Origin of the sequence: Streptomyces rapamycinicus NRRL 5491, assembly GCF_024298965.1 — a bacterium.
GTDB classification, from domain to species: domain Bacteria; phylum Actinomycetota; class Actinomycetes; order Streptomycetales; family Streptomycetaceae; genus Streptomyces; species Streptomyces rapamycinicus.
Genome location: NZ_CP085193.1, coordinates 7,135,174 through 7,161,610 on the forward strand (window position 1 = coordinate 7,135,174; position 26,437 = coordinate 7,161,610).

General features: G+C 70.7%; 20 protein-coding genes. 11 read left to right on the forward strand and 9 right to left on the reverse strand.

Annotated elements, in window-relative coordinates:
• Positions 1 to 10: 10 nt before the first annotated feature.
• From LIV37_RS29990 to LIV37_RS30000, 3 genes are read right to left on the reverse strand one after another with little or no spacing between them, the layout of a single operon-like run.
• On the reverse strand, positions 11 to 397 hold the full coding sequence (locus LIV37_RS29990; RefSeq protein ID WP_020870838.1) for an RRQRL motif-containing zinc-binding protein: 387 nt from the start codon (positions 395 to 397) through the stop codon (positions 11 to 13).
• A complete protein-coding gene (locus tag LIV37_RS29995; protein WP_020870839.1) occupies positions 397 to 726 on the reverse strand; it encodes a hypothetical protein in 330 nt (109 codons plus the stop codon). Before LIV37_RS29995 ends, LIV37_RS29990 begins: the two co-directional genes overlap by 1 nt.
• A complete protein-coding gene (locus tag LIV37_RS30000; protein ID WP_020870840.1) occupies positions 723 to 1,019 on the reverse strand; it encodes a hypothetical protein in 297 nt (98 codons plus the stop codon). The genes LIV37_RS29995 and LIV37_RS30000 overlap by 4 nt, the downstream gene beginning before the upstream one ends.
• 898 nt (positions 1,020 to 1,917) lie before the next feature.
• Here LIV37_RS30000 and LIV37_RS30005 point away from each other — a divergent pair.
• The gene (locus LIV37_RS30005; RefSeq protein ID WP_020870841.1) at positions 1,918 to 2,304 is read left to right on the forward strand and encodes a GntR family transcriptional regulator; all 387 of its coding nucleotides are present in this window, start codon (positions 1,918 to 1,920) and stop codon (positions 2,302 to 2,304) included.
• Positions 2,305 to 2,520: 216 nt separating this feature from the next.
• Here LIV37_RS30005 and LIV37_RS30010 read toward each other — a convergent pair whose 3' ends face one another.
• Positions 2,521 to 3,084 (reverse strand): flavoprotein, encoded by a 564-nt coding sequence (locus LIV37_RS30010; protein ID WP_243146142.1) that lies wholly within the window; start codon positions 3,082 to 3,084, stop codon positions 2,521 to 2,523.
• Positions 3,081 to 4,316, reverse strand: coding sequence for a helix-turn-helix domain-containing protein (locus LIV37_RS30015; protein ID WP_020870843.1), 1,236 nt, complete (start codon positions 4,314 to 4,316; stop codon positions 3,081 to 3,083). Before LIV37_RS30015 ends, LIV37_RS30010 begins: the two co-directional genes overlap by 4 nt.
• A 369-nt stretch (positions 4,317 to 4,685) precedes the next feature.
• Here LIV37_RS30015 and mtrA point away from each other — a divergent pair, with 369 nt between their 5' ends.
• The 6 genes from mtrA (at position 4,686) to LIV37_RS30045 (ending at position 12,329) form a co-directional block, all read left to right on the forward strand.
• The gene (gene mtrA, locus LIV37_RS30020; protein ID WP_020870844.1) at positions 4,686 to 5,363 is read left to right on the forward strand and encodes a two-component system response regulator MtrA; all 678 of its coding nucleotides are present in this window, start codon (positions 4,686 to 4,688) and stop codon (positions 5,361 to 5,363) included.
• Between the two features lies 1 nt (position 5,364).
• Positions 5,365 to 7,401 carry an MtrAB system histidine kinase MtrB gene (gene mtrB, locus LIV37_RS30025; protein WP_020870845.1) on the forward strand — a complete coding sequence of 679 codons (2,037 nt, stop codon included), beginning with the start codon at positions 5,365 to 5,367 and terminating at the stop codon, positions 7,399 to 7,401.
• Positions 7,391 to 9,268 (forward strand): LpqB family beta-propeller domain-containing protein, encoded by a 1,878-nt coding sequence (locus tag LIV37_RS30030; protein WP_185058003.1) that lies wholly within the window; start codon positions 7,391 to 7,393, stop codon positions 9,266 to 9,268. Before mtrB ends, LIV37_RS30030 begins: the two co-directional genes overlap by 11 nt.
• Before the next feature lie 148 nt (positions 9,269 to 9,416).
• On the forward strand, positions 9,417 to 10,352 hold the full coding sequence (locus LIV37_RS52665; protein ID WP_185058087.1) for a ComF family protein: 936 nt from the start codon (positions 9,417 to 9,419) through the stop codon (positions 10,350 to 10,352).
• A 315-nt stretch (positions 10,353 to 10,667) separates the two neighbouring features.
• Positions 10,668 to 11,357 carry a ribosome hibernation-promoting factor, HPF/YfiA family gene (gene hpf, locus LIV37_RS30040; RefSeq protein WP_020870848.1) on the forward strand — a complete coding sequence of 230 codons (690 nt, stop codon included), beginning with the start codon at positions 10,668 to 10,670 and terminating at the stop codon, positions 11,355 to 11,357.
• A 222-nt stretch (positions 11,358 to 11,579) separates the two neighbouring features.
• On the forward strand, positions 11,580 to 12,329 hold the full coding sequence (locus LIV37_RS30045; RefSeq protein WP_014061176.1) for a response regulator: 750 nt from the start codon (positions 11,580 to 11,582) through the stop codon (positions 12,327 to 12,329).
• Positions 12,330 to 12,423: 94 nt separating this feature from the next.
• Here the strand turns inward: LIV37_RS30045 and LIV37_RS30050 are convergent, their stop codons facing one another.
• On the reverse strand, positions 12,424 to 13,617 hold the full coding sequence (locus LIV37_RS30050) for a winged helix-turn-helix domain-containing protein (protein WP_020870849.1): 1,194 nt from the start codon (positions 13,615 to 13,617) through the stop codon (positions 12,424 to 12,426).
• 89 nt (positions 13,618 to 13,706) lie between these two features.
• Entirely contained in the window at positions 13,707 to 14,378 is a 672-nt protein-coding gene (locus tag LIV37_RS30055) for a GNAT family N-acetyltransferase (RefSeq protein WP_243146141.1), read from the reverse strand.
• A gap of 242 nt (positions 14,379 to 14,620) precedes the next feature.
• Between LIV37_RS30055 and secA the strand changes: the two genes are divergently transcribed.
• Positions 14,621 to 17,464 carry a preprotein translocase subunit SecA gene (gene secA, locus LIV37_RS30060; RefSeq protein ID WP_020870851.1) on the forward strand — a complete coding sequence of 948 codons (2,844 nt, stop codon included), beginning with the start codon at positions 14,621 to 14,623 and terminating at the stop codon, positions 17,462 to 17,464.
• A gap of 434 nt (positions 17,465 to 17,898) precedes the next feature.
• Here secA and LIV37_RS30065 read toward each other — a convergent pair whose 3' ends face one another.
• Entirely contained in the window at positions 17,899 to 18,723 is an 825-nt protein-coding gene (locus LIV37_RS30065) for an Rv3235 family protein (protein WP_243146140.1), read from the reverse strand.
• Positions 18,724 to 19,042: 319 nt separating this feature from the next.
• Between LIV37_RS30065 and LIV37_RS30070 the strand changes: the two genes are divergently transcribed.
• Together LIV37_RS30070 and LIV37_RS30075 are read left to right on the forward strand one after the other, a co-directional pair.
• Positions 19,043 to 19,549 carry a DUF6912 family protein gene (locus tag LIV37_RS30070; RefSeq protein WP_020870853.1) on the forward strand — a complete coding sequence of 169 codons (507 nt, stop codon included), beginning with the start codon at positions 19,043 to 19,045 and terminating at the stop codon, positions 19,547 to 19,549.
• 35 nt (positions 19,550 to 19,584) lie between these two features.
• A complete protein-coding gene (locus LIV37_RS30075; protein ID WP_020870854.1) occupies positions 19,585 to 20,253 on the forward strand; it encodes an HAD family hydrolase in 669 nt (222 codons plus the stop codon).
• Positions 20,254 to 20,416: 163 nt separating this feature from the next.
• On the opposite strand, the gene LIV37_RS30080 is transcribed toward LIV37_RS30075, so the two are convergent.
• On the reverse strand, positions 20,417 to 20,983 hold the full coding sequence (locus LIV37_RS30080; protein ID WP_044581853.1) for a DJ-1/PfpI family protein: 567 nt from the start codon (positions 20,981 to 20,983) through the stop codon (positions 20,417 to 20,419).
• A gap of 454 nt (positions 20,984 to 21,437) precedes the next feature.
• Between LIV37_RS30080 and LIV37_RS30085 the strand changes: the two genes are divergently transcribed.
• Positions 21,438 to 26,414, forward strand: a complete 4,977-nt coding sequence (locus LIV37_RS30085) for an NAD-glutamate dehydrogenase (protein ID WP_020870856.1) — start codon at positions 21,438 to 21,440, stop codon at positions 26,412 to 26,414.
• The last annotated feature ends 23 nt before the right edge of the window (positions 26,415 to 26,437 follow it).

Consider the following 26,437-nt stretch of genomic DNA (forward strand, 5'->3'; position numbering starts at 1 on the left):
CGAAGAGGGGTTAGGCCGCGGCCTGTTCCTCGGTGGCGATGCACAGTCCGCACATGCCGCGCGAGCGCGGTATGCAGTAACCGACGTCCAGCCGGCAGCGGGGGCAGGTGCGGCGGGCGAGCATCGCCAGCGCCAGCGCGCCCCACTTGCGGGAGGTCATCGGCCGGACCGGCTTGGCCCGGTCGACGCGGTAGAGGTAGGCCACCCGCACCTCCCCCGTGCGGCGGTTGACCCGCATCACCTGCGCCGCGATCGGCTGTCCGCCCGGGCGCAGGCCGCGGGCCCGTAACTGCCGCCTGGTGGCCAACCCGTCATCCGGCGCGAAGCGCCAGGGATACGTCGGGATCCCCCAACGGGCGCCGGCCGGGTCGAAGCACTTGCCGAACGCCGGCGACATCAGACCGCCGCCTCAACCTGCGCCGATGCGGGAATGTCGCCGTAGCCGACCAGCTCCAGCTCAGCGCCCGCGTAGGCGGTGGCCGTGCGCAGGACCTGAGTGCGGCCGTCACGCTGTACCCGGTGGCTCACGTCCTCCGGCGCGATGCCAAGCGCCTCGCGCCACGCCTCGAAACCGGGAAGGTCGGAGTGGAGCGACAACTCCAACCGCTCCGGGTAGATGGGCGAAATGCTCACGGTCGGGGCCGGAAGGTGCCCGAAGTCCGCAGCCAGCAGACGCAGCGTGCGCAGCGGCACGACCAGGTCGTCAAACGCCAGCCCCTCGCTCATGCCGCAACCGCCGTCCGCACTGCGGGGCGCCGCACCGACCGGCGCGGGCGCTGCCCGGCCGGCCGCCTGTCCTTCATCGGACTGGTGCGCAGCAGCGCCGCCGCGTACGCCGCGGCCTCCGGGGCCGACTCGCGCAGCTCCGCGAGCACCGCGCGGGCCACGTCCAGACGCGCCCTGCGGTCCTCGTCAGTCTCCGCGGCCGAACCGGTGAACAGCTCCAAGTCGATCCCGAACGCCAACTCCGCGAAATCCTTCGCGGTAACGGCCTCATGACCAGCAACGATGCACTTCATGGGACGTGCTCCTCTCAGATGGAAAACGGCCCTAAAGCAGCGGCCCCGGTGTTCCAGCACCGGGCCGCACGCCGTTATGTATGTGGCTGAGGGACAGCCGTGGGGGATGCTCAATCCATGTGGGGGTGGGGCCGCGGATGACGGACAGGAAGCGGGGGACGTTCATCCCGCTCGTGCTCGCCGCTCACCGGCCGCCCCGCGCCTGAACGTCGCGCTCGCTGCGCTTGTTCTGCTCAGCGTTCCTGCGGGCCAGTTCCTCCCGCTCTGCCTCTGTCAGACTGGTGATCACAGGTTCCTCCGCTTCAGGTGCCTGTACGCGGTCCCCGGGGTGCCACCCGGGGGCCGCCTCTGTTTTGACCGCTCTCACGAGTGGCCACAGCCACCCGGCAACCAGCGCCGGAGCGTGGTTGTCGGGGACTGTGAGCACTGGTGCTCAACAGCTGCGACCGATGGCCGCTGCATGTTCGCGGTACGCGGTCTCTTCCATCGCGTGTGATCGCCTTTTCCGGGAGGCGACGTACCCGTCGTACGCGGCTCTGGATCTGTGCCTCATCCCGCTCGCCCGAGGAGTTCGCAACTCGGGGTCTTGGCGCGGCGTTGGTTCCCTTGGGCAGATCCGTTCTTTTGAGTCGGTGGCGTGTCCCCCTGCACGGGGTGTGGGGCTCCGGTTGTTGCCGGGCCCGGTCTCGACCGACTGGTCTCCACTCACCTCGGCCGGTGTGGTCACGGCCGTCACGCTGTGGTGGATCACGCTGTTGAGTTGTTGAGCAGGTCAAACACAAGCCATCGGCCCCTTTCGGGGTGGTTGGCGTTGCGATTACAGATTGACCTAGGTCAATCTGGATGTCAAGGCGCTTCGCCGAACCAGGGATTGACCTGGGACGGCTACGCTCGTGACATGGAGCTAAGCCCTGACGCGCCCAAGCCGACGGCCAAGGAGATCGCCGCGAAGTTCCGCGAGGACATCGCGAACGAGGTCTACGGGCCGGGGGATCGGCTGCCCGCAGCCCGTGGGCTCGCGAAGCAGCTCGGTGTCCAGCTCATGACCGTGCAGAGTGCTTACGGACAGCTCCGGTCCGAGGGGCTGGTCATCACCCAACAGGGGCGCGGAACGTTCGTCCGCGATCCTGCTGTGCCTCTCGGTACCGAATCCGGCAGCAGCCCCGCGTTCACCGCGCTGGCGTCGGAACTCAGCACGATTCACGAGACCCTCCGACAGCTTGGTGACCGACTGGACCGCCTGGAGCGGCTTGTCGAGGGCAACGGGACTCCGCCCGCTCAATGAGCGTGTTGGCGCGGCTCAGCAGGTTCGCCGCTGTCGCTCGCGCCGTGCGCAGACTCGCCTTGATCAAGGCGAATTCGGCGGCGGACATGCCCAGTTCAGTGATGCGGTGCTCGTTGCTCCCTGACATGCCAATGAGCATGTGGGCGCCAACGCAAAAGGACCCGGACAGACTGTCCGGGTCCGATTTTTTTGCAGGTCAGGCGGGTTGACGAGTTCTCAGGTGACCGTCTCGTCCACTGCGTCGAGCACTGCCGTCCAGGGCAACTCTCGGCCGGACGGTGCCTCGCGCGGCTCGTACAGCGGCCAGACCTCCGGTCCGTACACAAGCCGTACGTCTGCCTCGCGGAGGGCGGCGAGGTGCCCCCGCCACGCGGGATGCCGGGCGTGCGCCGCGTTGACGCGGGGGAAGACGACGACCGGTAGGTCGATGGTGCCGATCGCCTCGCAGACCTGCGTGAGCGCCTGGTTGTCGGCGACGCCGGTCGCCAGCTTGGCGACGGTGTTCGCGCTCGCTGGGGCAACGACGTAACAGTCCACTTGGGGGTGCGGCCGAGCCTCACCCGGCAACCGGGGCACGTCCCGTACGGGGAGCCCTGTCACCTTCTCCAGCCGCTCGACTTCGCCGATGGTCCGCAGCCACTCACCCGCGGTTGGCGTCAGCGTGACGGCCACCTGCCAGCCGCGCGCCATCGCGGGCTCGACCAGGCCCGTGCGCAGCGACTCCACACCGCCGGCGCCCGTGGCCACGACCCCGAGGACTCCGCGTGCCTTCGTACTCACTGCACCGCCTTGCATCGCTGGGCCATCGCAAACAGCTCGGACGAGCGAGCGCCCCCGGTGACCGGGGCCTGTTTGATCAGGTCTCGCAGCGTCTCCCGCACACGAGGATTGTTGCGCACGAGCTGCGGCGACGTGCCTTCGGCGGTCCGCAGCTCGGCGAAGGCATCGTCCCCCTTGCCCGCCAGCGTGAGCGCGCGAGCGAAGTCGATGCGGTGGGATACGCCGCGTTCCGGCGGCATGTGGTCCACGTCGATGTCTCCGTGTTCCACAACGTACGAGACGTTCTCAAGGTCGAGTTCCGCCGACAGCCTGTGCAGCACGACGTTCGTCGGCCCGAAGCTGGTCTGCCAGTGGTTCTCATCCGAGCCGAGCCGGTTTGCCAGTGTCTCGGCCCGGCCCAGCAGGTTCACTGCGGTCGCGCGGTCCTGGTGGCGGGCCGCCGCGATGGCTGCCCGCAGGTGGATCATCCCAAGCAGACTCAGCGCGGCCGGGTCGTCCTCTTCTATGCGTGACGACAGCCATACCGCCGTGGTCTCACCCAGCTCCATGGCGTCGTCGTATCGGCCGTTGGCCAGTAGCGCATGCGTGCCCGAGCGGGCCGCCGACGCCAGAACGAGCGGATCACCAGACTCGTCCGCAGCCCGCATGGCCCGCTCCGCGGCGAGCCACGAGATATCGGATTCGCCGATCTTTGCGAGCGTCGTCGCGGCGAGATGGTGGGTGCGGGCCGAGACGGCCCAGCAGTCGCGCCGCTCCTCCGGCGAGCGCACGGCCCGGTCCTCCAACTCCTGGGCGGTCTGGAGGAGAGCGGGAAGCGCGGCCACCACCTTGCCCAGGTGGCCGGTCTGGTAGTCGTTCCAGCGCTGCTCAACGATCGGTACGACCGGTCCCGGCACCGGTAGCTGTGCCTCGGCCTCCGGGCCGAAGAGCAGCCGAGAGAGGCGGCGCGGGCTCATGAGCGCATCGCGCACGGCGGGGACGTCGTCCTGCTGCTTTTCGTCCTCCAGCAGCGTGGGCTGCCCGATCAAATCTCCGAGCGGCACCCGCAGGACGCGCGCCAGCTCGGCGAGCTTGTCGATGCGGGGCGGCTTCCGGCGGCCCCGCTCCACCTTGGCCAGCCAGTCTGTGCTGTGGCCTACGAGCCCGGCCAGGACCTCTTGGGTGTAGCCGCGACGGTTGCGGTAGAAGGCGATCCGTTCCCCGATGCTGAGGTGATCTCCAAGACCACGCATTGCGTGCTGCCTCCCGGCGAGTAGGGGCGTTGCTCACGGTACCGATCCGCCCACGGGGCGGACAGGTGATCTGTCTGCTCTCTCGGCGTGAAGCCAGCATGAGCAGCGGAACGGACAGCACCCCGGACATTGTGTCCGGGGTGCTGCGGTCATACGTTTGGCCTTCCACTACGGCGATAGACGCTGGTCAGCCACAATGGTGGGGCTCTGCCCGATCCGCGCGGCGGGGCCTGCCCTGACATCCACGGCTGACATCAACGGCGACGGGACCCCACCGACAATGACCGACACCAGCCGACACCGGCCCATGGAAAGTGGCCTAGGTCACCCTGCTCTATGGGCCGGATGCGAAAATGGGATGATGTCGATATGAAGGGACGCGTCCTTGTCGTCGACGACGACACCGCACTGGCAGAGATGCTCGGCATCGTGCTGCGCGGCGAAGGCTTTGAACCGTCGTTCGTGTCGGACGGCGACAAGGCTCTTGCCGCCTTCCGCGAGACCAAGCCCGATCTTGTGCTGCTCGATCTGATGCTGCCCGGACGGGACGGCATCGAGGTCTGCCGGCTGATCCGGGCCGAGTCCGGGGTGCCGATCGTCATGCTCACGGCCAAGACCGACACGGTCGATGTGGTGGTCGGGCTCGAGTCCGGGGCGGATGACTACATCGTCAAGCCGTTCAAGCCGAAGGAACTGGTGGCCCGGATCCGGGCGCGGCTGAGGCGTTCCGAGGAACCGGCGCCGGAGCAGCTGGCCATCGGCGATCTGGTGATCGACGTGGCGGGGCACTCGGTGAAGCGGGACGGCCAGTCGATAGCGCTGACGCCGCTGGAGTTCGATCTTCTGGTGGCGCTGGCCCGTAAGCCGTGGCAGGTGTTCACCCGTGAGGTGCTGCTCGAGCAGGTGTGGGGCTATCGGCATGCCGCCGACACCCGGCTGGTGAATGTACATGTGCAGCGACTGCGGTCGAAGGTCGAGAAGGACCCGGAGCGGCCGGAGATCGTGGTGACCGTGCGCGGTGTCGGCTACAAGGCCGGGCCAAGCTGAGATGACCGGTGGTACGGCGCCGCAGCCCGGTGGACCGGGCGGCGGGGCTCCGGAGGGTGCCCGGATCGGGCGGCCCGACCCGGCGGGTGAGATACCGCTGCTGCGCAGGTTGTGGAGCGGCGGCCATCTGCTGCCCGACGGGGCGTCCGGAGGGCCGGCCCACCCGGTGGTCCGGCTGTTCGGCCGGTGGGTGCGCCGTCCGCTGCTGCCCGCTGCCCGGCTGTGGCGGCGGAACATCCAGCTGCGCGTGGTGGCCACCACGCTGCTGATGTCGCTCGGTGTGGTGCTGCTGCTGGGCCTGGTGGTCATCGGCCAGGTGCGCAACGGTCTGCTGGACGCCAAGCGCCATGCGGCGCAGGGCCAGGCCGTGGGCGGCTTCGAGGTGGCCGAGCAGATGGCCGACCGCAAGAGCGACAACCGTGGCCAGGACGGGGCCGGTGCCGGTGCCCAGGACTCCGGTGCCTGGCTGAACGCGCTGGTGGAGCAGCTCGCCAGCGGCGGCAAGGGCGCCTATTCGGTGGTGGCGCTCAGTTCCGACTCCGGTGAGACGCCCTATGTGGCCAGCCGGGGGCCGCGGGCCTCCGGCGATGTCCAGCCGGACAGTGTGCCCGCCGATCTGCGCCGTCGTGTGGACGAGGGCCGGACCGCGCCGTACGAGCGCTACGGGAAGATCGTGCACGCGGGCTCCGGGGACTCCGAGCCCGCGCTGATCATCGGCAAGCGTCTGGACGACAACAACGGCGACGCCTACCAGCTGTACTACCTCTTCCCGTTCACCCAGGAGGAGAAGTCCCTGAGCCTGGTCAAGGGCACCCTGGCCACGGCCGGGGTGTTCGTGGTGGTGCTGCTCGGGGCCATCGCCTGGGTGGTGGTCCGGCAGGTCGTGACGCCCGTAAGGATGGCGGCGGGGATCTCCGAGCGGCTGGCGGCCGGACTGCTCCAGGAGCGGATGAAGGTCACCGGGGAGGACGACATCGCCCGCCTGGGCGAGTCGTTCAACAAGATGGCGCAGAATCTCCAGCTCAAGATCCAGCAACTGGAGGAGCTCTCCCGGATGCAGCGCCGCTTCGTCTCCGATGTCTCCCATGAGCTGCGCACCCCGCTGACGACCGTAAGGATGGCGGCGGACGTCATCTACGAGGCGCGTGAGGACTTCGATCCGATCACCGCGCGCTCGGCCGAGCTGCTGTGGGGCCAGGTCGACCGCTTCGAGTCGCTGCTCAGCGATCTGCTGGAGATCAGCCGGTTCGACGCGGGCGCGGCCGCGCTGGAGGCCGAGCCGATCGATCTGCGCGATGTGGTGCACCGGGTGGTGGACGGGGCCGAGCCGCTCGCCGAGGCCAAGGGCACCCGGATCCTGGTGCGGGGCGCCGAGGCGCCGGTGATCGCCGAGGCGGACCCCCGCCGCGTCGAGCGGGTGCTGCGCAATCTGGTGGTCAACGCCGTGGAGCACGGTGAGGGCCGCGATGTGGTGGTACGGCTCGCGACGGCGGGCGGCGCGGTGGCCGTCGCGGTGCGGGACTACGGCGTCGGGCTCAAGCCCGGCGAGGCGACGCGGGTGTTCAACCGCTTCTGGCGGGCCGATCCGGCCCGTGCGCGCACCACCGGCGGCACCGGCCTGGGCCTGTCGATCGCGGTGGAGGACGCGCGGCTGCACGGCGGCTGGCTCCAGGCGTGGGGTGAGCCCGGCGGCGGTTCGCAGTTCCGGCTGACGCTGCCGCGCACCGCGGGCGATGTGCTGCGCGGCTCGCCGGTCCCGCTGGAGCCCGATGACTCCCGGCGCAACCGCCGTCCGAGTGATGCCGTGACCCCGCAGCCCGCGGCGGAGCGGCTGGCGGCGGTGCCCGCGCAGCCGCGGTCCGCGCTGCCCGCCGATGCCGTGGCGCCGTCCGCCGATCCGACGGCCCTGCCGGGCAATGGGGCCCGGGTGGTGCGTGGCACCCCGGAGACGCCGTCCGACGGGCCGCGGAGCGGCCAGGAGCCGTCCGCCCGGCCGACGCCATCGAACGAAGGGGAGGGCCGCCCTCGTGGGCGCTGACCGTGCCGACCGTCGCCGTTTCCGCCGCCGTGGGCGCCGCCCGGGCGGCCGGGGCCTGAGCGCGCCCGTGCTGCTGGCCTGTGGCGCCCTGCTGGTGTCCGGCTGCGCCTCGATGCCCGACAGCGGCGATGTGCGGCGGGTGGACTCCTCACCGCGCTCCGACGTCGACTCGCAGGTGCGGGTGTACGGGGTGAGCCCGGGCAAGGGCGAGCAGCCCGCGGAGCTGGTCTCCGGCTTCCTGGAGGCCACGACGAGCGACGAGGAGAACTTCGGCACGGCGAAGGAGTACCTGACCAAGAGCGCGGTCAAGCGGTGGCAGCCCTTCGCGGCCACCACCGTGCTGGACCAGGTGCCCGACGTGCGGGTGGAGACGGACCCGGGCGACCGGGACGGCAACGGTAAGACGGTCGTGCTGTCGGGCAAGCGGATCGCAGTCGTGGACGAGACCCACGCGTACAAGCCCGATGAGCAGCCGTACGAGGAGCGCATCCATCTCACGCTGAGCGGTTCGGAGTGGCGGATCGACGGGCCGCCACGGGGGCTGATCCTCGGCGAGTCCGACTTCCAGCGCATCTACCGCTCGGTCAACAAGTACTACTTCGCCGATCTCGGCCCGGACGCCGAGGATTCGAAGGCCGGGGACAACGTGCTGGTGGCCGATCCGGTCTATGTGCGGCGCCGTATCGACCCGGTGACCGCGACCGTCAAGGCGCTGCTGGACGGTCCCACGGGGTGGCTGGAGCCGGTGGTCAGCAGCTCCTTCCCGCGTGGTGCGGCGCTCGGCCGCCGGGACGAGCGGCTGTCGCTGGACGACTCGAACGCGCTGAAGATCCGGCTGAACGGGCGGGCCGCGCAGATCAGCGCGGCCCGCTGTGCCCGGATGGCGGCGCAGACGCTGTTCACGGTCCAGGATCTGGGCGAGGGATCGTCCGAGGTCAGCGGGGTCCGGCTGGAGCGGCAGAACGGCTCGGAGCTATGTGCCCTCTCCAGTGACGCGGCGCGGGCCTACGCCCCGGACGGGGTCGAGGGCCATCCGCGCCACCAGTACTTCGTGGACTCCGAACACCGGATGGTCCGGCTCTCCGACGACGAGGACCGGCCACAGCCGGTGCCGGGGCCGTTCGGCGCCGATGACGCGGGTCTGGGCTCGGTGGCTGTCTCCCGCGACGAGCGGGACGCGGCGGGGGTCACCTCCGACGGCTCGGCGCTGTATGTGACCGAGCTCGCGGCGGGCGCCGACCGTGGCAAGGTGCGGGTGCGCAGCCGGGGCGGCAGCGTGGAGCACGGTCTGACGGCGCCGAGCTGGGACGGGCTGGGCGGTCTGTGGGTGGCCGACCGGGATCCGCGGCAGCCGAGGCTGCTGCGGCTGCGGGGCGGCACCGGACCGGCGGACGAGGTGCGGCTGCCCGAGCTGGACGGTGGCCGGATCACGGCGCTGCGGGTGTCCGCGGACGGCTCCAGGATCGCGATGCTGGTCAAGCGGTCCGGCCACACCACGCTGCGGCTCGGCCGGATCGAGCGGCGGGGCACCGCGGACGCCCCGAAGCTGTCGGTGGGGGCGCTGCGGGCGGTCGCGCCGAAGCTGGAGGACGTGGACACCTTCTCCTGGGCGGGAGACAGCCGGCTGGTGGTCGCCGGCCGGGAGTCGGACGGGGTGCAGCAGCTGCAATACGTGGAGACGGACGGCTCCCCGTCGAACGTCCCGGAGGTGCCGGGGCCGAACGGGGTGCAGTCGATCGGGGCCTCGGAGGACCAGACCCGGCCGCTGATCGCCGAGACCAGGGAGAACGGCATCGTGCGGCTGCTGCCGAACACCGACTGGAAGACCGTGGACCAGGACGGCTCGGCTCCGGTCTACCCCGGCTAGGTCCGCTCGGTCAGCTCCAGGTCCGCCCTCGTCGGGTCCGCCCCGGCTCTTGGGCCAGGACACCGAACGGGGGTGGCCGGTTGTCCACATGTGCGCGGTTGTCCACAAGGGGTGGCGCGGTGGCCTGACCACCGGGACAGTGGTGTTCATGCGGGGCTGGTGGCAGGAGATCTCTGATCTGGTGCTCCCGGCCGACTGCGCCGGATGCGGTCGGCCGGGAGGCACGCTGTGTGGCCGTTGTCGTGGAGCGCTGCGCGGGTCCGGGGCGCGCCGGGTGGAGCCGAGCCCGGCGCCGCCGGGGCTGCCGGTGGTCCATGCGGCGGTGGATTACGTGGACGAGGCGCGGGCGGTGCTGCTCGCGCACAAGGAGCGGGGAGCGCTCCGGCTGGCGCGGCCGCTGGGCGAGGCGCTGGCGAGAGCCGTGCGGGCGGCCTGTCCTGGCGGCGGGCCCGGTGCGGGGGCCGCCCCAGCCGTGCCTCCGCCCGCGAGCACGCCCCGAGGGTGGGCGGCCGTGGGATCGGGCGCGGTATGCGGGGCGAGACCGGGGACTGGATCCGGGATGAGACCAGGGACCGGATCGGGTACGAGGTCTGGTGCCGGATCGGGCATGAGACCCGGTGCCGGACCGAGCATGGGACAGGAGGCCGGACCGGGTGCGAGACCCGGTGCCGGACCGGTGAGACCTCGCGGAGCGCCGCTGCTGCTGGTGCCGGTGCCGTCGGCCCGGCGTTCGGTGGGCGCCCGGGGGCATGACCCGGCCCGGCGGATCGCGCTCGCCGCGGCGAGCGTGCTGCGCGCCGACGGGCGCCCGGCGAGGGTCCCGGCCGTGCTGTGCCAGCGGCGCCGGGTGACCGACCAGTCGGGGCTGGACGCGCGGCAGCGGCGGGCGAATGTGACCGGTGCGCTGGGGGCGGTCCCCGGCGGCGGACGGCTGCTGGTGGCGGGCCCGGTAGTGGTGGTGGACGATCTGATGACCACAGGAACCTCGCTCGCGGAGGCGGCGCGGGCGGTGACGGCGGCCGGTGGGCTGGTCATCGGCGCTGCCGTGGTCGCGGCATCTCTGACGGCCGCCAACCGGAACTGATTACGAAGCCGCGTCGTTGCAGGTGGTAAGCACGGCAAAGCACCTGATCGGAGGTACGGGCCGGTAGGGGGTGCCGACTTCCGACCGGTCGAGCTATGTTCGGTTGTGAGGAATGGCGGGTGCTATGACTCACTCATCCGCTTGGCGTGTTTTGCCTGCATTCTGGTGAGGCTTGGAACAAACGGGATTGAGATCCTCCCGGTGGGAAGGAGGAGCTGAAAGCGCCAAGCCGGTGGCTCCGGAAGACGCCGGAGCCAAGTGCACAAGGGATGACGCTCCGATACTGACCGGAGCTACCCGGGAACGGAGTTCTGCGTGGACATCGTCGTCAAGGGCCGTAAAACTGAGGTGCCCGAGCGGTTCCGGAAGCACGTGGCCGAGAAGCTGAAGCTGGATAAGATCCAGAAGCTCGACGGCAAGGTGATCAGCCTCGACGTCGAGGTGTCCAAGGAGCACAACCCGCGGCAGTCCGACCGCGCCGACCGAGTGGAGATCACGCTTCGCTCGCGCGGCCCGGTGATCCGGGCGGAGGCCGCCGCGGCCGATCCGTACGCAGCGCTGGACCTGGCGGCCAGCAAGCTGGAGGCACGGATGCGCAAGCAGCACGACAAGCGCCATACGCGCCGTGGCAACGGTCGCATTCCGGCCAGCGACGTGGCCATCACCGTGCCCAACGCGGCGCGCATCAACGGGCATGGCGATATCGCCCCCCAGCGCACGACGGAGACCGTCCCCACCACCCGGATGGGCCCCCTGGAAGTCCAGGGCGAGGGCCCCCTGGTGGTCCGGGAGAAGACTCACGCCGCGGCTCCCATGTCGCTCGACCAGGCTCTCTACGAGATGGAGCTGGTCGGGCACGACTTCTATCTGTTCGTCGACTCCGACACCAATCGACCCAGCGTCGTCTACCGGCGGCATGGCTATGACTACGGGGTGATTCATCTTCAGCCGGAAGCGTTCGTCGGAGAGGCAGCCGGCGGCGCCGGCGGCGCACTCGGTGGCTGACCGAGAAATTCAGCCGAATCCAGCCTGACACGTAAGTGGTGCCCCGGAGCGCGTTCGCGCCCCCCGGGGCACCTCCGTGCGACCACGGCGGGACCATTCCGCCGTCCGGGCATGAAATCATGGCCCGGCGGCCAACCGGTGTACCTAGAGCACCGGTTGACGCCAGACCGAGTGCACCCAGGGCGCGGACCGCAAGGGCCATGGCCTTCAGGGGGAGGAACGATGGCGGACAGCTTCGGGCCCGTGTCCGACGCCGGCGAAGACCATGGCGTCGGTCCGGACGGGGGCGAGCCGCGCGGCGAACCGCGCAAGGAGCCGATTCGGGTCCTCGTCGTGGACGACCACGCGCTCTTCCGGCGTGGATTGGAGATCGTCCTGGCCCAGGAGGAGGACATCCAGGTCGTCGGCGAGGCGGGGGACGGGGCCGAGGCCGTGGACAAGGCGGCGGATCTGCTGCCGGACATCGTCCTGATGGATGTGCGGATGCCCAAGCGCGGGGGGATCGAGGCCTGCACCGCCATCAAGGAGGTGGCACCCAGCGCCAAGATCATCATGCTGACGATCAGCGATGAGGAAGCCGATCTCTACGACGCGATCAAGGCAGGGGCCACGGGCTATCTGCTGAAGGAGATCTCGACCGACGAGGTCTCGACCGCGATCCGGGCGGTGGCGGACGGCCAGTCGCAGATCAGCCCGTCGATGGCGGCCAAGCTGCTGACCGAGTTCAAGTCGATGATCCAGCGCACCGACGAGCGGCGGCTGGTGCCCGCGCCCCGGCTCACCGACCGGGAGCTGGAGGTGCTCAAGCTGGTGGCGACCGGAATGAACAACCGGGATATCGCCAAGGAGCTGTTCATCAGCGAGAACACCGTGAAGAACCACGTGCGCAACATCCTGGAGAAATTGCAGCTGCACTCCAGGATGGAGGCCGTGGTGTACGCGATGCGGGAGAAGATCCTCGAGATCAGGTGAGGGTTTCGCCCCGCCCGGAGCCCGCCCGGAGCCCGGAGCCCGAAGACCGGGCCTCGGGCCCCGGGGCCGAAGCCCCGGGGGAGCCGAGATCGGTTCAGGCCGCCGCCGAGACCGCCGCCGTGAGCGGTGCGGCCAGCTCCGGGCGGTCCACGCGCTCGACCCGTACGGCGTCACAGCCCACCCATTCGGCCGCCTCCCGCAGCGCCCGCGCCATGGGGGCCACGGCCTTCGGCGACTCCAGGGACACCTGCCGCGCCACCAGGGTCGTCCCCTCCCGGGCCGGATCGACCCGGCCCAGCAGCCGCCCACCCGCCAGCAGTGGCATGGCGAAGTAGCCGTAGACCCGCTTGGGCCTGGGCACATAGGCCTCCAGCCGATGGCTGAAGCCGAAGATCCGCTCGGTGCGCGCCCGGTCCCATATCAGCGAGTCGAAGGGCGACAGCAGGGTGGTGCGATGCCGCCCGCGCGGCGGGGTGGCCAGCGCCTCGGGGTCCGCCCAGGCCGGTTTGTCCCAGCCCTCGACCGCCACCGGCACCAGCCCCGAGTCCGCGATCACCGCCGCCACCTGCTCGCCCTTGAGCCGGTGGTAGTCGGCGATGTCCGCCCGCGTGCCCACGCCCAGGGACTGCCCGGCCAGCCGGACCAGTCGGCGCAGACACTCCCGGTCGTCCAGGTCGTCATGGAGCAGGGCGTCCGGCACGGCGCGCTCCGCCAGGTCGTACACCCGCTTCCAGCCGCGCCGCTCGACGCACACCACCTCGCCGAACATCAGCGCCCGCTCGACCGCGATCTTCGCGGCCGACCAGTCCCACCACGGTCCGCCGTTCTTCGCCCCGCCCAGCTCCGTCGCGGTCAGCGGGCCCTCCGCGCGCAGCTGCTTCACCACCGTCTCGTACACCCCGTCCGGCAGCTCGTGGTGCCAGTGCGGACGGACGCGGTAGGCGCGGCGCCGGAAGGCGAAGTGCGGCCACTCCTCGATGGGCAGTACGCAGGCGGCATGCGACCAGTACTCAAAGGCGTGGGTGCCGGTCCAGTACGCCGCCTCGACCTTCTTACGGCCGACCGCGCCCAGCCGTGCGTACGGAATCAGCTCATGGGAGCGGGCCAGCACCGAGATCGTGTCCAGCTGCACCGCGCCCAGGTGGCGCAGTACGCCGCGCACCCCGCCACGCCGGTCCGGGGCGCCCAGCAGCCCCTGGGCGCGCAGCGCGATCCGGCGCGCCTCGTCGGCGGAGAGGGTGGCCTCGGGCGTGCGGTCCACGGCGGATCCGGTGGCGGCGTTCGTCATGCGCGCCACCGTAGTAGCACCCACTGACAACGCCGCCGACGCCGCCCTCGGACCGCCGACGCCTCCCTATGCGCCCGCCGACGCCGCCCTCAGACGACCGACGGCGCCGTGGATGCCCGGCCGGATGCCCGGCCGGGCGCCTCCCGCTCCTCCTGGGGCGCGTTGGCCGCCACGGACGCCTTGGCGGGCAGATACGGCGTCGTCGACGGCAGCCCCCAGTCGGAGGGCAGCAGCGCGCCCCGCCAGGCGTCCCGCCGGGTCCCCTGGTGGACGATCCGGGCGCGGTCCGTCCCCTCCATCCGGAAGCCCACCCCGAGGGCGACCGCCCGCGAGCCCTCGTTCCCGGCCTCGCTGCGCCACTCCAGTCGCTCCACCCCGAGCCGGGTGAACGCCCACTCGATCACGGCCCGCGCCGCCTCGCCCGTGTAGCCGTGCCGCCGCCGCTCGCGCGCCGTCCAGTAGCCCAGCTCGGCCTGGTGCTCGGGGGAGCGCAGATGGGCCAGCCGGACCAGGCCCATGGCACCGACGAGGGCGCCGTCACTCTTGGTGACCACCGCGAAGTCGTAGGTCACGTCGTCCCGCCAGTTCTCGGGGCAGATCCGGCCGGTGAAGTCCTCCGCGTGCGCGCGTTCGTAAGGGGACGGCACGCTGGTCCATCGCTGGATGTCCGGGTCCTGGCAAGCGGTGAAGACCGCGTCCGTGTCGGAGGGGCGGAAGGGGCGCAGGACCAGGCGCTCGGTGGTGAGGGTGACAGGCTCCATGCGACCCGAGTCTGCGCCGTCGTCGTCACGCAGCGCGAGCGGTTTCGGCGAATTGGAGGGCACCTGCGGGGCCTCTCGGGCGTTGACACGGTGAGGTGACATCCGGTCCTCGTGGTGACGGACCTCCCGGCGTGCCGGGGTCTGTCTTACGATGGCCGTTGCGGCGGGGCCTGCGCCCCTTGACAATGCCGCGCCAGCGCACCCCGACCGTGCCAGGCCCGACCGGCAAGGAGCCAGCCTACGTGTCCGTCCTCAACAAGCTCATGCGTGCAGGCGAAGGAAAGATCCTGCGCAAGCTGCACCGCATCGCGGACCAGGTCAATTCCATCGAAGAGGACTTCCTGTCCCTCTCCGACGCCGAGCTGCGCGCCCTCACCGACGAGTACAAGCAGCGGTACGACGACGGTGAGACCCTCGACGACCTGATGCCCGAAGCGTTCGCCACGGTGCGCGAGGCGGCCAAGCGGGTGCTCGGACAGCGTCACTACGACGTCCAGCTGATGGGCGGCGCGGCGCTGCATCTCGGGTATGTCGCCGAGATGAAGACCGGTGAGGGCAAGACCCTGGTCGGCACCCTCCCGGCGTATCTGAACGCGCTGTCGGGCAAGGGCGTCCACCTCATCACGGTCAACGACTACCTGGCGGAGCGCGACTCCGAGTGGATGGGCCGGGTGCACCGGTTCCTCGGCCTGGAGGTCGGCTGCATCCTCGCCAACATGACCCCGGCGCAGCGCCGGGAGCAGTACGCGTGCGACATCACCTACGGCACCAACAACGAATTCGGCTTCGACTACCTGCGCGACAACATGGCGTGGGCGAAGGACGAGCTGGTCCAGCGCGGCCACAACTACGCGATCGTCGACGAGGTCGACTCGATCCTGGTGGACGAGGCCCGTACGCCGCTGATCATCTCCGGCCCGGCCGACCAGGCCACCAAGTGGTACGGCGACTTCGCCAAGCTGGTCACCCGGCTCAGCCGGGGCCAGGCCGCCGAGCCGCAGAAGGGCCAGGAGGAGACCGGGGACTACGAGGTCGACGAGAAGAAGCGCACCGTCGGCATCCATGAGTCCGGGGTCACCAAGGTCGAGGACTGGCTGGGGATCGACAACCTCTACGAGTCGGTCAACACCCCGCTGGTCGGCTACCTCAACAACGCGATCAAGGCCAAGGAGCTCTTCAAGAACGACAAGGACTACGTCGTCATGGACGGCGAAGTCATGATCGTCGACGAGCACACCGGCCGTATCCTCGCGGGCCGCCGCTACAACGAGGGCATGCACCAGGCCATCGAGGCGAAGGAAGGGGTGGAGATCAAGGACGAGAACCAGACGCTCGCCACGATCACCCTCCAGAACTTCTTCCGCCTCTACGACAAGCTCTCCGGCATGACCGGTACGGCGATGACCGAGGCCGCCGAGTTCCACCAGATCTACAAGCTCGGCGTGGTCCCGATCCCGACCCACCGTCCCCTCGCCCGGCTCGACCAGTCCGACCTGATCTACCGCACCGAGGTCGCGAAGTTCGACGCGGTGGTCGAGGACATCGTCGAGAAGCACACCAAGGGCCAGCCGGTCCTGGTCGGCACCACCTCCGTGGAGAAGTCCGAGTACCTCTCCCAGCAGCTCGCCAAGCGCGGGGTGCCGCATGAGGTGCTCAACGCCAAGCAGCACGACCGGGAGGCGACGATCGTCGCCCAGGCCGGCCGTAAGGGCGCCGTGACCGTCGCGACCAACATGGCGGGCCGCGGCACCGACATCAAGCTCGGCGGCAACCCCGACGACCTCGCCGAGGCCGAGCTGCGCCAGCGCGGTCTGGACCCGGTGGAGCACTCCGAGGAGTGGGCCGCCGCGCTGCCCACCGCCCTGGAGAAGGCGGAGGCCGCGGTCAAGGCCGAGTTCGAGGAGGTCAAGGAGCTCGGCGGGCTGTATGTGCTGGGCACCGAGCGCCATGAGTCGCGCCGGATCGACAACCAGCTGCGCGGCCGCTCCGGCCGTCAGGGCGACCCCGGCGAGTCCCGCTTCTACCTCTCCCTCGGCGACGACCTGATGCGGCTGTTCAAGGCGCAGATGGTCGAGCGCGTGATGGCGATGGCGAACGTCCCGGACGACGTCCCGATCGAGAACAAGATGGTCACGCGGGCCATCGCCTCCGCCCAGTCGCAGGTCGAGCAGCAGAACTTCGAGACCCGTAAGAACGTCCTGAAGTACGACGAGGTCCTCAACCGCCAGCGCGAGGTCATCTACGGCGAGCGCCGCCGCGTCCTGGAGGGCGAGAACCTCCAGGACCAGGTCGGCCACTTCATGAACGACACCATCGAGGCCTATGTGCGGGCGGAGACGGTCGAGGGCTTCGCCGAGGAGTGGGACCTGGACCGGCTGTGGAACGCCTTCAAGCAGCTCTACCCGGTCAGCGTGGCCATCGAGGAGCTGGAGGAGGAGGCCGGCGACCGCGCCGGGATCACCGCCGAGTTCATCGAGGAGTCCATCAAGGACGACATCCACCAGCAGTACGAGGCGCGCGAGGAGCAGCTGGGCTCCGAGATCATGCGTGAGCTGGAGCGCCGGGTCGTGCTCTCCGTCCTGGACCGCAAGTGGCGCGAGCACCTCTACGAGATGGACTACCTCCAGGAGGGCATCGGGCTGCGCGCGATGGCCCAGAAGGACCCGCTGGTCGAGTACCAGCGCGAGGGCTTCGACATGTTCCAGGCCATGATGGAGGGCATCAAGGAGGAGTCCGTCGGCTATCTGTTCAACCTGGAGGTCCAGGTCGAGCAGCAGGTCGAGGAGGTCCCGGTCGAGGCGGCGGAGGAGCAGGTCGCCCTCGAGAAGGACGTGCAGGACGCGGTGCCGGCGGGCGCGCCGTCCGCGGGCTCCTCGGCCCGCCCCGAGATCCGCGCCAAGGGCCTGGAGGCCCCGCAGCGGCCGGACCGGCTGCACTTCTCCGCCCCGACGGTGGACGGAGAGGGCGGCGTCGTCGAGGGTGACTTCCCCAACGGTGAGACGCCCCCGGCGCCGCGGTCGGAGGCCGACGGGCTGACCCGGGCGGAGCGGCGCAAGGCGCAGAAGGGCCGCCGCCGCAAGAAGTAGTGACCGGGCTGGGGTGAACGGGCCGGGGCGCCGCGCGAGAGCGTGGCACCCCGGCCCGGCGCGTTGTGGTTGTGGTTGTGGTTGTGGTTGTGGTTGTGGGCGTGGGCGTGGGCGTGGGCGTGGGCGTGGGCGTGGGCGTGGGCGTGGGCGTGGGCGTGGGCGTGGGCGTGGGCGTGGGCGTGGGCGTGGGCGTGGGCGTGGGCGTGGGCGTGGGCGTCCGGCGGAGCTGTCCCCTACCCGCCCCTTCCCGAAACCGGGGCCCGGCCCCGGGCCCCGGCGGGGCGCCGCCGCTGGACCCCGCTCCTCAAACTCCCCCAGCTACCGCTGGGAGTTGCCCCCTGGACGGGCTGGATTGGCTCCCCGCCGCCCCTTCCCGCAGCATCGGTATGCGGCTCCGCCGAGGGGCGGGGCGGGGGAGCAGCCCGACGCAGGCATCACGCCCCGTCGGACACCGCCTGGGCGAGTGGGCCGAGGTCGATCGCGGCGCAGCGCCAGCGGGCGTCGGCGCCGAGTTCGAGCCGGAACGCGAGCGCTGTGAGCCGGTCTCCGGAGGCAATCCGGGCGAACGCCTCGATCACCCCATGCCGGGGCTGGTACTCGCCACAGCGCCGCACCAGGGGCGCTGTGGCCCGTTCTCCGGCGGGGCGCAGCGGCGCGCGCGGGGCGAGCTCGATCAGCTGGTCGTAGGCGGCCGGGAGGGCGTGCCCGAGGAGGGTGTGGACGGGGCGCTGGCCGCTGAGGGTGAGCACCAGCCGGTTGGCGAACCAGTAGCGCGGCAGCCGATCCCGCTCCCGCCACGCCGCGGCGGCCGCCGCTGACCGCGATACGGCCGCGGCGCGGAACGCGGGGGCGGTGCGGTGCGCGGCCGGGGCGGGCGGTGTGGTGATGCCCGGGGCGGGGATGCCCGGGGCGGCCGTCGTGGGCGGTGCGGCCGGGGCAGGCGGTGTGGTCGGCGGCGGCGGTGTGGTGCTGCGTGGTGCCGTCGTCGTGGGCGGTGCGGCTGTTGTGCGGGGTGTCCGGGGTGGTGCGTCCGTGGGCGTCGCGGCTGTCGTGCGGGCCGCCTGGGGTGCCGTCGTCGTGGGCGGTGCCGTCGTTGTGCGGGGTGCCGTTGTTGTGGGGGTGGTGCGGGGGCGGCGGGGGTCTCTGCGGCCGGGCGGGCCGCTTCGCCCCGGCCCGCTGCCACCGCGCCGTCGTACGGCCTCCCCGGCCGTGGTGGCCCGGTTCGTGGACCGGTCCGTCGCCCGGACGCCCTCACTCATGTCGCTCGCCCCGTTCTCTCCGGCCCGGTCGAATACCGGGCGGTAGCTTTCGTCGGAGAGTCTTCTATCGGCGCGTTTTCGGGGTCCGCAATGCGCCTGAGCCGCGGCCGCGGTCGGCGTCGCGGTTCACCTATTCGGGGCATACGGCGGATCGTCGGTCCCGGTCATCGGCTCGAGCGCGGCGCGATCCCGTCTTCGTACGGCCCCGTCGGCACCTGTCCCCCGAAAGGGGACCACCGGCCCTTCGCGGAAGGCTCGGGCGCGGGGACGGGCGAATCGTATGCTGGGGGCCTATTGGTCTCTGATGAAAGCGGCAGCCATGCGCGTCTACGTCCCCCTGACCCTCTCCGGTCTCGCCGAGGCGCACAAGGAGGGCCAACTGGGGCCGACGCCGCTGACCGCCTACGCGGTCACCCCAGCGCTCCGCGAGTGGTATGTGTCCGACGACATCGAGGAGCTGGAGTACGCGGCGCTGAGCCGGGCCGCGCAGGCGTCACTGCGGCTGCTCGCCGTCGACCCCCGGGCGCCCCGCCGCCGGGTCGTGGTGGCCGTGGATGTGCCCGACGGGCAGGCGGTCGCCGATCCGGACCGGGGGCTGGACCAGTCCGCGCTGGGTGAGGTGCGGATCAAGGCCGCCATACCGCTCGCGAAGGCCGCCGCCGTGCACCTGGACGCCGACGATGCCGAGCGGGACATCGCCGCGGCCGCCGACGCGCTCGGCGCGGCGGACCTCGGTGACGACGACGCGCAGTTCACCGTGGACGGCGCCGAGGACCACGAACTGCTCTGGTACGCCACCCAGGAGATCCCCAATCTGATCGAGTGATGCCCGCTGTCCGACCCTCCGGGTACGGTCGTGGAATGGGGAAGAACCACGTGACGCACCTCGTCTGGGACTGGAACGGCACGCTGCTCCACGACATCGACGCCGTGATCTCGGCGACGAACGCCTCGTTCCAGGAGATCGGGCTGCCGCCGATCACCATCGAGCGCTATCGCGACCTGTACTGCGTCCCGGTGCCCCTTTTCTACGAGCGGCTGATGGGGCGGCTGCCCTCCGACGAGGAGTGGGCGGTCATGGACGAGGCGTTCCACCGGCACTACTGGGCGCTGGCCGAGTCCGCCGGGCTGGCGATCGGCGCCCGGCAGCTGCTCACCGAGTGGCAGGAGGCGGGTCTCACCCAGTCGCTGTGTTCACTGGCCCCGCATGAGTATCTGCTCCCCCTGGTGCGGACGCATGGTATCGAGCGCCATTTCGTCCGGGTGGACGGCCGCACGGGTCAGAGCAACACCGGCAAGGCCGAGCAGATGATGCGCCATATCGCCGTGCTCGAAGGGGTGGCGCCGCAGCGGATGGTGGTGATCGGGGACGCCCTGGACGACGCGGTGGCGGCGCGGCACGTGGGGGCGCGGGCCGTGCTCTACACGGGCGGTTCGCACAGCCGGGCCAGCCTGGAGGCGGCGGGGGTGCCGGTCGTGGACACGCTCGAGGAGGCCGTACGGGAGGCCGAGCGCATGGCCGACGAGTGAGCCGGGTGCCCCGTGCTCCTCGGGGCCACCGCCCTCACGGACGAGTGCTCCTCGGGGCCACCGCCCTCACGGACGAGTGCTCCTCGGGGCCACCGCCCTCACGGACGGGTGCCCCCGGGGCCGCATCGCCCTCACAGGCGGGTGCCCCCAGCCCGCACCGCCCTCACACCACCGGTGCCTTCGACCGCAGCGCCGCCAGGAACTCCCGCATCCACGCCGGATGGTCCGGCCACGCGCGCGACGAGATCAGTGTGCCGTCGACCACGACTTCCGCGTCCTGGTAGTCCGCCCCCGCCGCCTGCATGTCCGGCTCCAGCGCCGGATACGCGGTGACCCGCCGCCCGCTCAGGCCGCCCACGGCCGCCGTCAGCAGCGGGCCGTGGCAGATCTGCGCCACCGGTTTGTCCGCGTCGAAGAACGCCTTGCAGATCTTGCGCAGTTCGGGGTCGTTCCGCAGATACTCCGGGGCCCGGCCGCCCGGGATCACCAGGGCGGTGTACTGCCCGGGGTCCACCTCGGAAAAGGCCAGGTCGGCGGGGATCGTATAGCCCGGCTTCTCGGTGTAGGTGTCGAAGCCCTCCTCGAAGTCATGGACCACCAGGCGCAGCGTCTTGCGGCTCGGGGCCGCGATATGGACCTCGTACCCCTCCTCGCGCAGCCGCTGGTACGGGTAGAGCACCTCCAGCGATTCGGCCGCGTCGCCGGTCACCAGCAGGATCTTCGCAGCCATGCCACGCACCTCCAGGTCCACGCCTACCACCGTGCTTACCACCGTCCAGATCACGGTGCATCCGCGTCCACGCTTTGCCAAGGGGGCATGAGCGGCGCATCATCGGCCCGTGCGCCCCTCCCGGTCGCTGTCCATTTCGTCAAACTTCAGGGCCCGGTTTTGTACACGAACGGCTCATGACGGCCCCCTGGGGAGGAGCGATAGCCTTACTGCGTGATCAGCGCGATAGTCCGTGAGGGCAACGAGGCCCTCGCTCCGCGCCCGGCGCCCCACCAGGGCCGGGCCCGAGCCGCCGCTGACCCGTGGCGCGTGGGGTCTTGGTCACTTACGGCCGAGTACACCCCGGCCATTTCCCGATCCGGCATACCGTCGTTCACGACCGGATTTTTCGCGTCGCGGCGTCATGCCACCGCCATCGATGTCACGCAACGGCGCGCGACAGGAGCCAGAGGACATGCAGACCAAGCTGGACGAAGCCAAGGCCGAGTTGCTCGAACGGGCCGCCCGGGTCGCTGAGAACAGCCCTGCCGGGGGGCAACCGGTGCAGGGCCCAGGACCGGAGACCCTGACCGCATACCTCCAGCACTACTACCTGCACACGCCGCCAGAGGACCTTGCCGACCGGGACCCGGTCGATGTCTTCGGGGCGGCGCTCTCCCACTACCGGCTCGCCGAGGTGCGCCCACAGGGCACGGCGAACGTCCGGGTGCACACCCCGACCGTCGAGGAGCACGGCTGGACCTGCAGCCACTCCGTGGTCGAGGTGGTCACCGACGACATGCCGTTCCTGGTCGACTCGGTCACCAATGAGCTCACCCGCCAGGGGCGCGGCATCCATGTCGTGATCCACCCGCAGGTGATCGTGCGCCGTGACATCACCGGCAAGCTGATCGAGCTGCTCGATGTCTCCCCGGACGGCCCGTCCCGGAAGAACCGGAAGAAGCTTCCGCATGACGCGGTCGTGGAGTCCTGGATCCATGTCGAGACCGACCGCGAGACCGACCGCGGCGATCTGAAGCAGATCACCGCCGATCTGATGCGCGTCCTGTCCGATGTCCGCGAGGCCGTCGAGGACTGGGAGAAGATGCGCGACTCCGCGCTGCGCATCGCCGAGGGCCTGCCGGACGAGCCGAAGGCCGCCGAGGTCCGCGAGGAGGAGGTGGAGGAGGCCCGTGAGCTGCTGCGCTGGCTCGCGGACGACCACTTCACCTTCATCGGCTTCCGTGAGTACGAGCTGACGCAGGTCCCCACCGAGGCCGGTGGCGAGGAGGACGCGCTGACCGCGGTGCCCGGCACGGGCCTCGGCATCCTGCGTTCCGACCCGCAGCACAAGGACACCGACGAGAGCGCCCACGCGGGCCCCGGCACTCCGGTGTCCCAGGCCTTCAACCGGCTGCCGGCCGACGCCCGCGCCAAGGCGCGCGAGCGCAAGCTGCTGGTGCTGACCAAGGCGAACAGCCGCGCCACCGTCCACCGCCCCTCGTACCTCGACTACATCGGCGTGAAGAAGTTCGACGCCGAGGGCAATGTCACCGGTGAGCGCCGCTTCCTGGGGCTGTTCTCGTCCGCCGCGTACACCGAGTCGGTGCGCCGGGTGCCGGTGATCCGCCGCAAGGTCGACGAGGTGCTCGCGGGCGCGGGCTTCCGGGCCAACAGCCACGACGGCCGTGACCTGCTGCAGATCCTGGAGACCTACCCGCGCGACGAGCTGTTCCAGACCCCGGTCGACCAGCTCCGCTCGATCGCCACCAGCGTGCTCTACCTCCAGGAGCGCCGCCGGCTGCGGATGTTCCTGCGCCAGGACGAGTACGGGCGCTACTACTCCGCGCTGGTCTACCTTCCGCGCGATCGTTTCACCACCGATGTGCGGCTGCGGCTGACCGACATCCTGCTGGAGGAGCTGAGCGGCCGTCCACCGGTCGACTTCACCGCCCTGCACACGGAATCGGTGCTCTCCCGGCTGCACTTCGTGGTCCGCGTCCAGCCGGGCACCGAGCTGCCCGACCTCACCGACTCCGATGTGGAGCGGATCGAGAGCCGGCTGATCGAGGCCGCCCGCTCCTGGGCCGACGGCTTCACCGACGCGCTGGTCTCCGAGGTCGGCGAGGAGCGCGCCGCCGAGCTGCTCCGCCGCTACCAGAACGCCTTCCCCGAGGGCTACAAGGCGGACCACACCCCGCGCGGCGCCGTCGCCGACCTCCAGCACCTGGAGCGGCTGAAGGACGGGGAGAAGGACTTCGCGCTCAGCCTCTACGAGCCGGTGGGCGCGGCCCACGCGGAACGCCGCTTCAAGATCTACCGGGCCGGGGCCCAGATCTCGCTGTCCGCGGTGCTCCCGGTGCTCAACACCCTCGGCGTCGAGGTGGTGGACGAGCGCCCGTACGAGCTGCGCTGCTCGGACAAGACCACTGCCTGGATCTACGACTTCGGGCTGCGGCTGCCGCTGCGCGAGGGCGAGGCGCTCGCCGACGACGCCCGTGAGCGCTTCCAGAACGCGTTCGCCGCGGTGTGGACCGGCCAGGCCGAGAGCGACGACTTCAACCAGCTGGTGCTGGGCGCGGGTCTTGACTGGCGGCAGGCGATGGTGCTGCGGGCCTACGCCAAGTACCTGCGGCAGGCCGGTTCCACCTTCAGCCAGTCGTACATGGAGGACACCCTCCGTAACAATGTGCACACCACCCGGCTGCTGGTCTCGCTCTTCGAGGCGCGGATGTCGCCGGAGCGGCAGCGGGCGGGGCTGGAGCTGACCGACGCCCTGCTGGAGGAGCTGGACGCGGCGCTGGACCAGGTGGCCTCGCTGGACGAGGACCGCATCCTGCGCTCCTTCCTGACCCTGATCAAGGCCACGCTCCGGACCAATCACTTCCAGATGAACGGGGACGGCAGGCCGCACGACTACCTGTCGATCAAGCTGGACCCGCAGGCCGTGCCGGATCTGCCCGCGCCCCGCCCGGCGTACGAGATCTGGGTCTACTCGCCGCGGGTCGAGGGTGTGCACCTGCGGTTCGGCAAGGTCGCGCGCGGGGGTCTGCGCTGGTCCGACCGGCGTGAGGACTTCCGCACCGAGATCCTGGGCCTGGTCAAGGCGCAGATGGTGAAGAACACGGTCATCGTGCCGGTGGGCGCCAAGGGCGGCTTCGTCGGCAAGCGGCTGCCGGACCCGTCCGTGGACCGCGACGCCTGGATGGCCGAGGGCATCGCCTGCTACAAGACCTTCATCTCCGGTCTGCTCGACATCACCGACAACCTGGTCGCCGGGCAGGTCGAGCCGCCGAAGGACGTGGTCCGCCACGACGGGGACGACACCTATCTCGTCGTCGCCGCCGACAAGGGCACCGCGACCTTCTCCGACATCGCCAACGACGTGGCGCAGGCGTACGGCTTCTGGCTCGGGGACGCCTTCGCCTCCGGCGGCTCCGCCGGATACGACCACAAGGGCATGGGCATCACCGCCCGCGGCGCCTGGGAGTCGGTCAAGCGCCACTTCCGCGAGCTGGGCCATGACACCCAGAACCAGGACTTCACGGTCGTGGGCGTCGGCGACATGTCCGGTGACGTGTTCGGCAACGGGATGCTGCTGAGCGAGAACATCCGGCTGATCGCGGCCTTCGACCACCGGCACATCTTCCTGGACCCCAACCCGGACGCGGCCACCTCCTACGCCGAGCGCCGCCGCCTGTTCGAGCTGCCGCGCTCCTCGTGGGAGGACTACGACGCCGAACTGCTGTCGGCGGGCGGCGGCATCCACCCCCGTACGGCCAAGGCCATCCCGATCACCCCGCAGGTGCGGGCCGCGCTCGGGATCGAGAAGCGGGTCGCCAAGATGACCCCGGCCGATCTGATGAAGACGATCCTCAAGGCCCCGGTGGACCTGCTGTGGAACGGCGGCATCGGCACCTACGTCAAGGCGTCCACCGAGTCGCACGGCGATGTGGGCGACAAGGCCAATGACGCGATCCGGGTGGACGGCCAGGATCTGCGGGTCAAGGTCGTCGGCGAGGGCGGCAACCTGGGTCTGACCCAGCTCGGCCGGATCGAGTTCGCCTCCAACGGCGGCCGGATCAACACCGACGCGATCGACAACAGCGCCGGTGTGGACACCTCCGACCACGAGGTGAACATCAAGATCCTGCTCAACGCGCTGGTCACCGAGGGCGACCTCACCCTCAAGCAGCGCAACAAGCTGCTCGCCGAGATGACCGACGAGGTCGGCGCGCTGGTGCTGCGCAACAACTACGCGCAGAACGTGGCGCTGGCCAACTCCGTCGTCCAGTCCTCCAGCCTGCTCCACGCCCATCAGCGGCTGATGCGCCGCCTGGGCCGCGAGGGGCGGCTGGACCGGGCGCTGGAGTTCCTGCCCACCGACCGCCAGATCCGCGAGCGGCTCTCCGCCGGGCGCGGTCTGACCCAGCCCGAGCTGGCCGTGCTGCTGGCCTACGTCAAGATCACGGTGGCCGATGAGCTGATCACCACCGGGCTGCCCGACGATCCGTACCTCCAGCGGCTGCTGCACGCGTACTTCCCGCAGGCGCTGCGGCAGCGGTTCCCCGAGTACATCGACGGCCACGCCCTGCGGCGCGAGATCATCACCACGGTGCTGGTCAACGACACCGTCAACACCGCCGGGTCGACCTTCCTGCACCGGATGCGGGAGGAGACCGGGGCCTCGACCGAGGAGGTCGTGCGCGCCCAGACCGCGGCCCGTGCGATCTTCGAGCTGAACCAGGTGTGGGACGAGGTCGAGGCGCTGGACACGGTCGTCGACGCCGACATCCAGACCAGGATGCGGCTGCACTCGCGGCGGCTGGTCGAGCGCGGCACCCGCTGGCTGCTGAACAACCGGCCGCAGCCGCTGGAGCTCGCCGAGACCATCGACTTCTTCGGTGAGCGGGTCGCCGCGGTCCGGGCCCAGATGCCGAAGCTGCTGCGCGGCTCCGACATCGAGTGGTACCAGCGGATCTACGACGAGATCACCGCGGCGGGCGTCCCGGAGGACCTGGCCACCCGGGTGGCGGGCTTCTCCTCGGCCTTCCCGACCCTGGACATCGTCGCCATCGCGGACCGCACCGGCAAGGAGCCGCTGGCGGTCGCCGAGGTCTACTACGACCTGGCCGACCGGCTGCGGATCAGCCAGCTGATGGACCGGATCATCGAGCTGCCGCGCGCGGACCGGTGGCAGTCCATGGCCCGGGTCTCCATCCGCGAGGACCTGTACGCGGCCCAGGCCGCCCTGACCGCCGATGTGCTGTCGGTGGGCAACGGCGGTTCCACGCCCGAGCAGCGCTTCAAGGCGTGGGAGGAGAAGAACGCCGCGCTCCTGCAGCGGGCCCGCACCACGCTCGATGAGATCCAGTCGTCGGAGACCTTCGACCTGGCCAATCTGTCGGTCGCGATGCGGACGATGCGGACGCTGCTGCGCACCCACAGCTGACGACATCCCGCTTCGGCTCGACG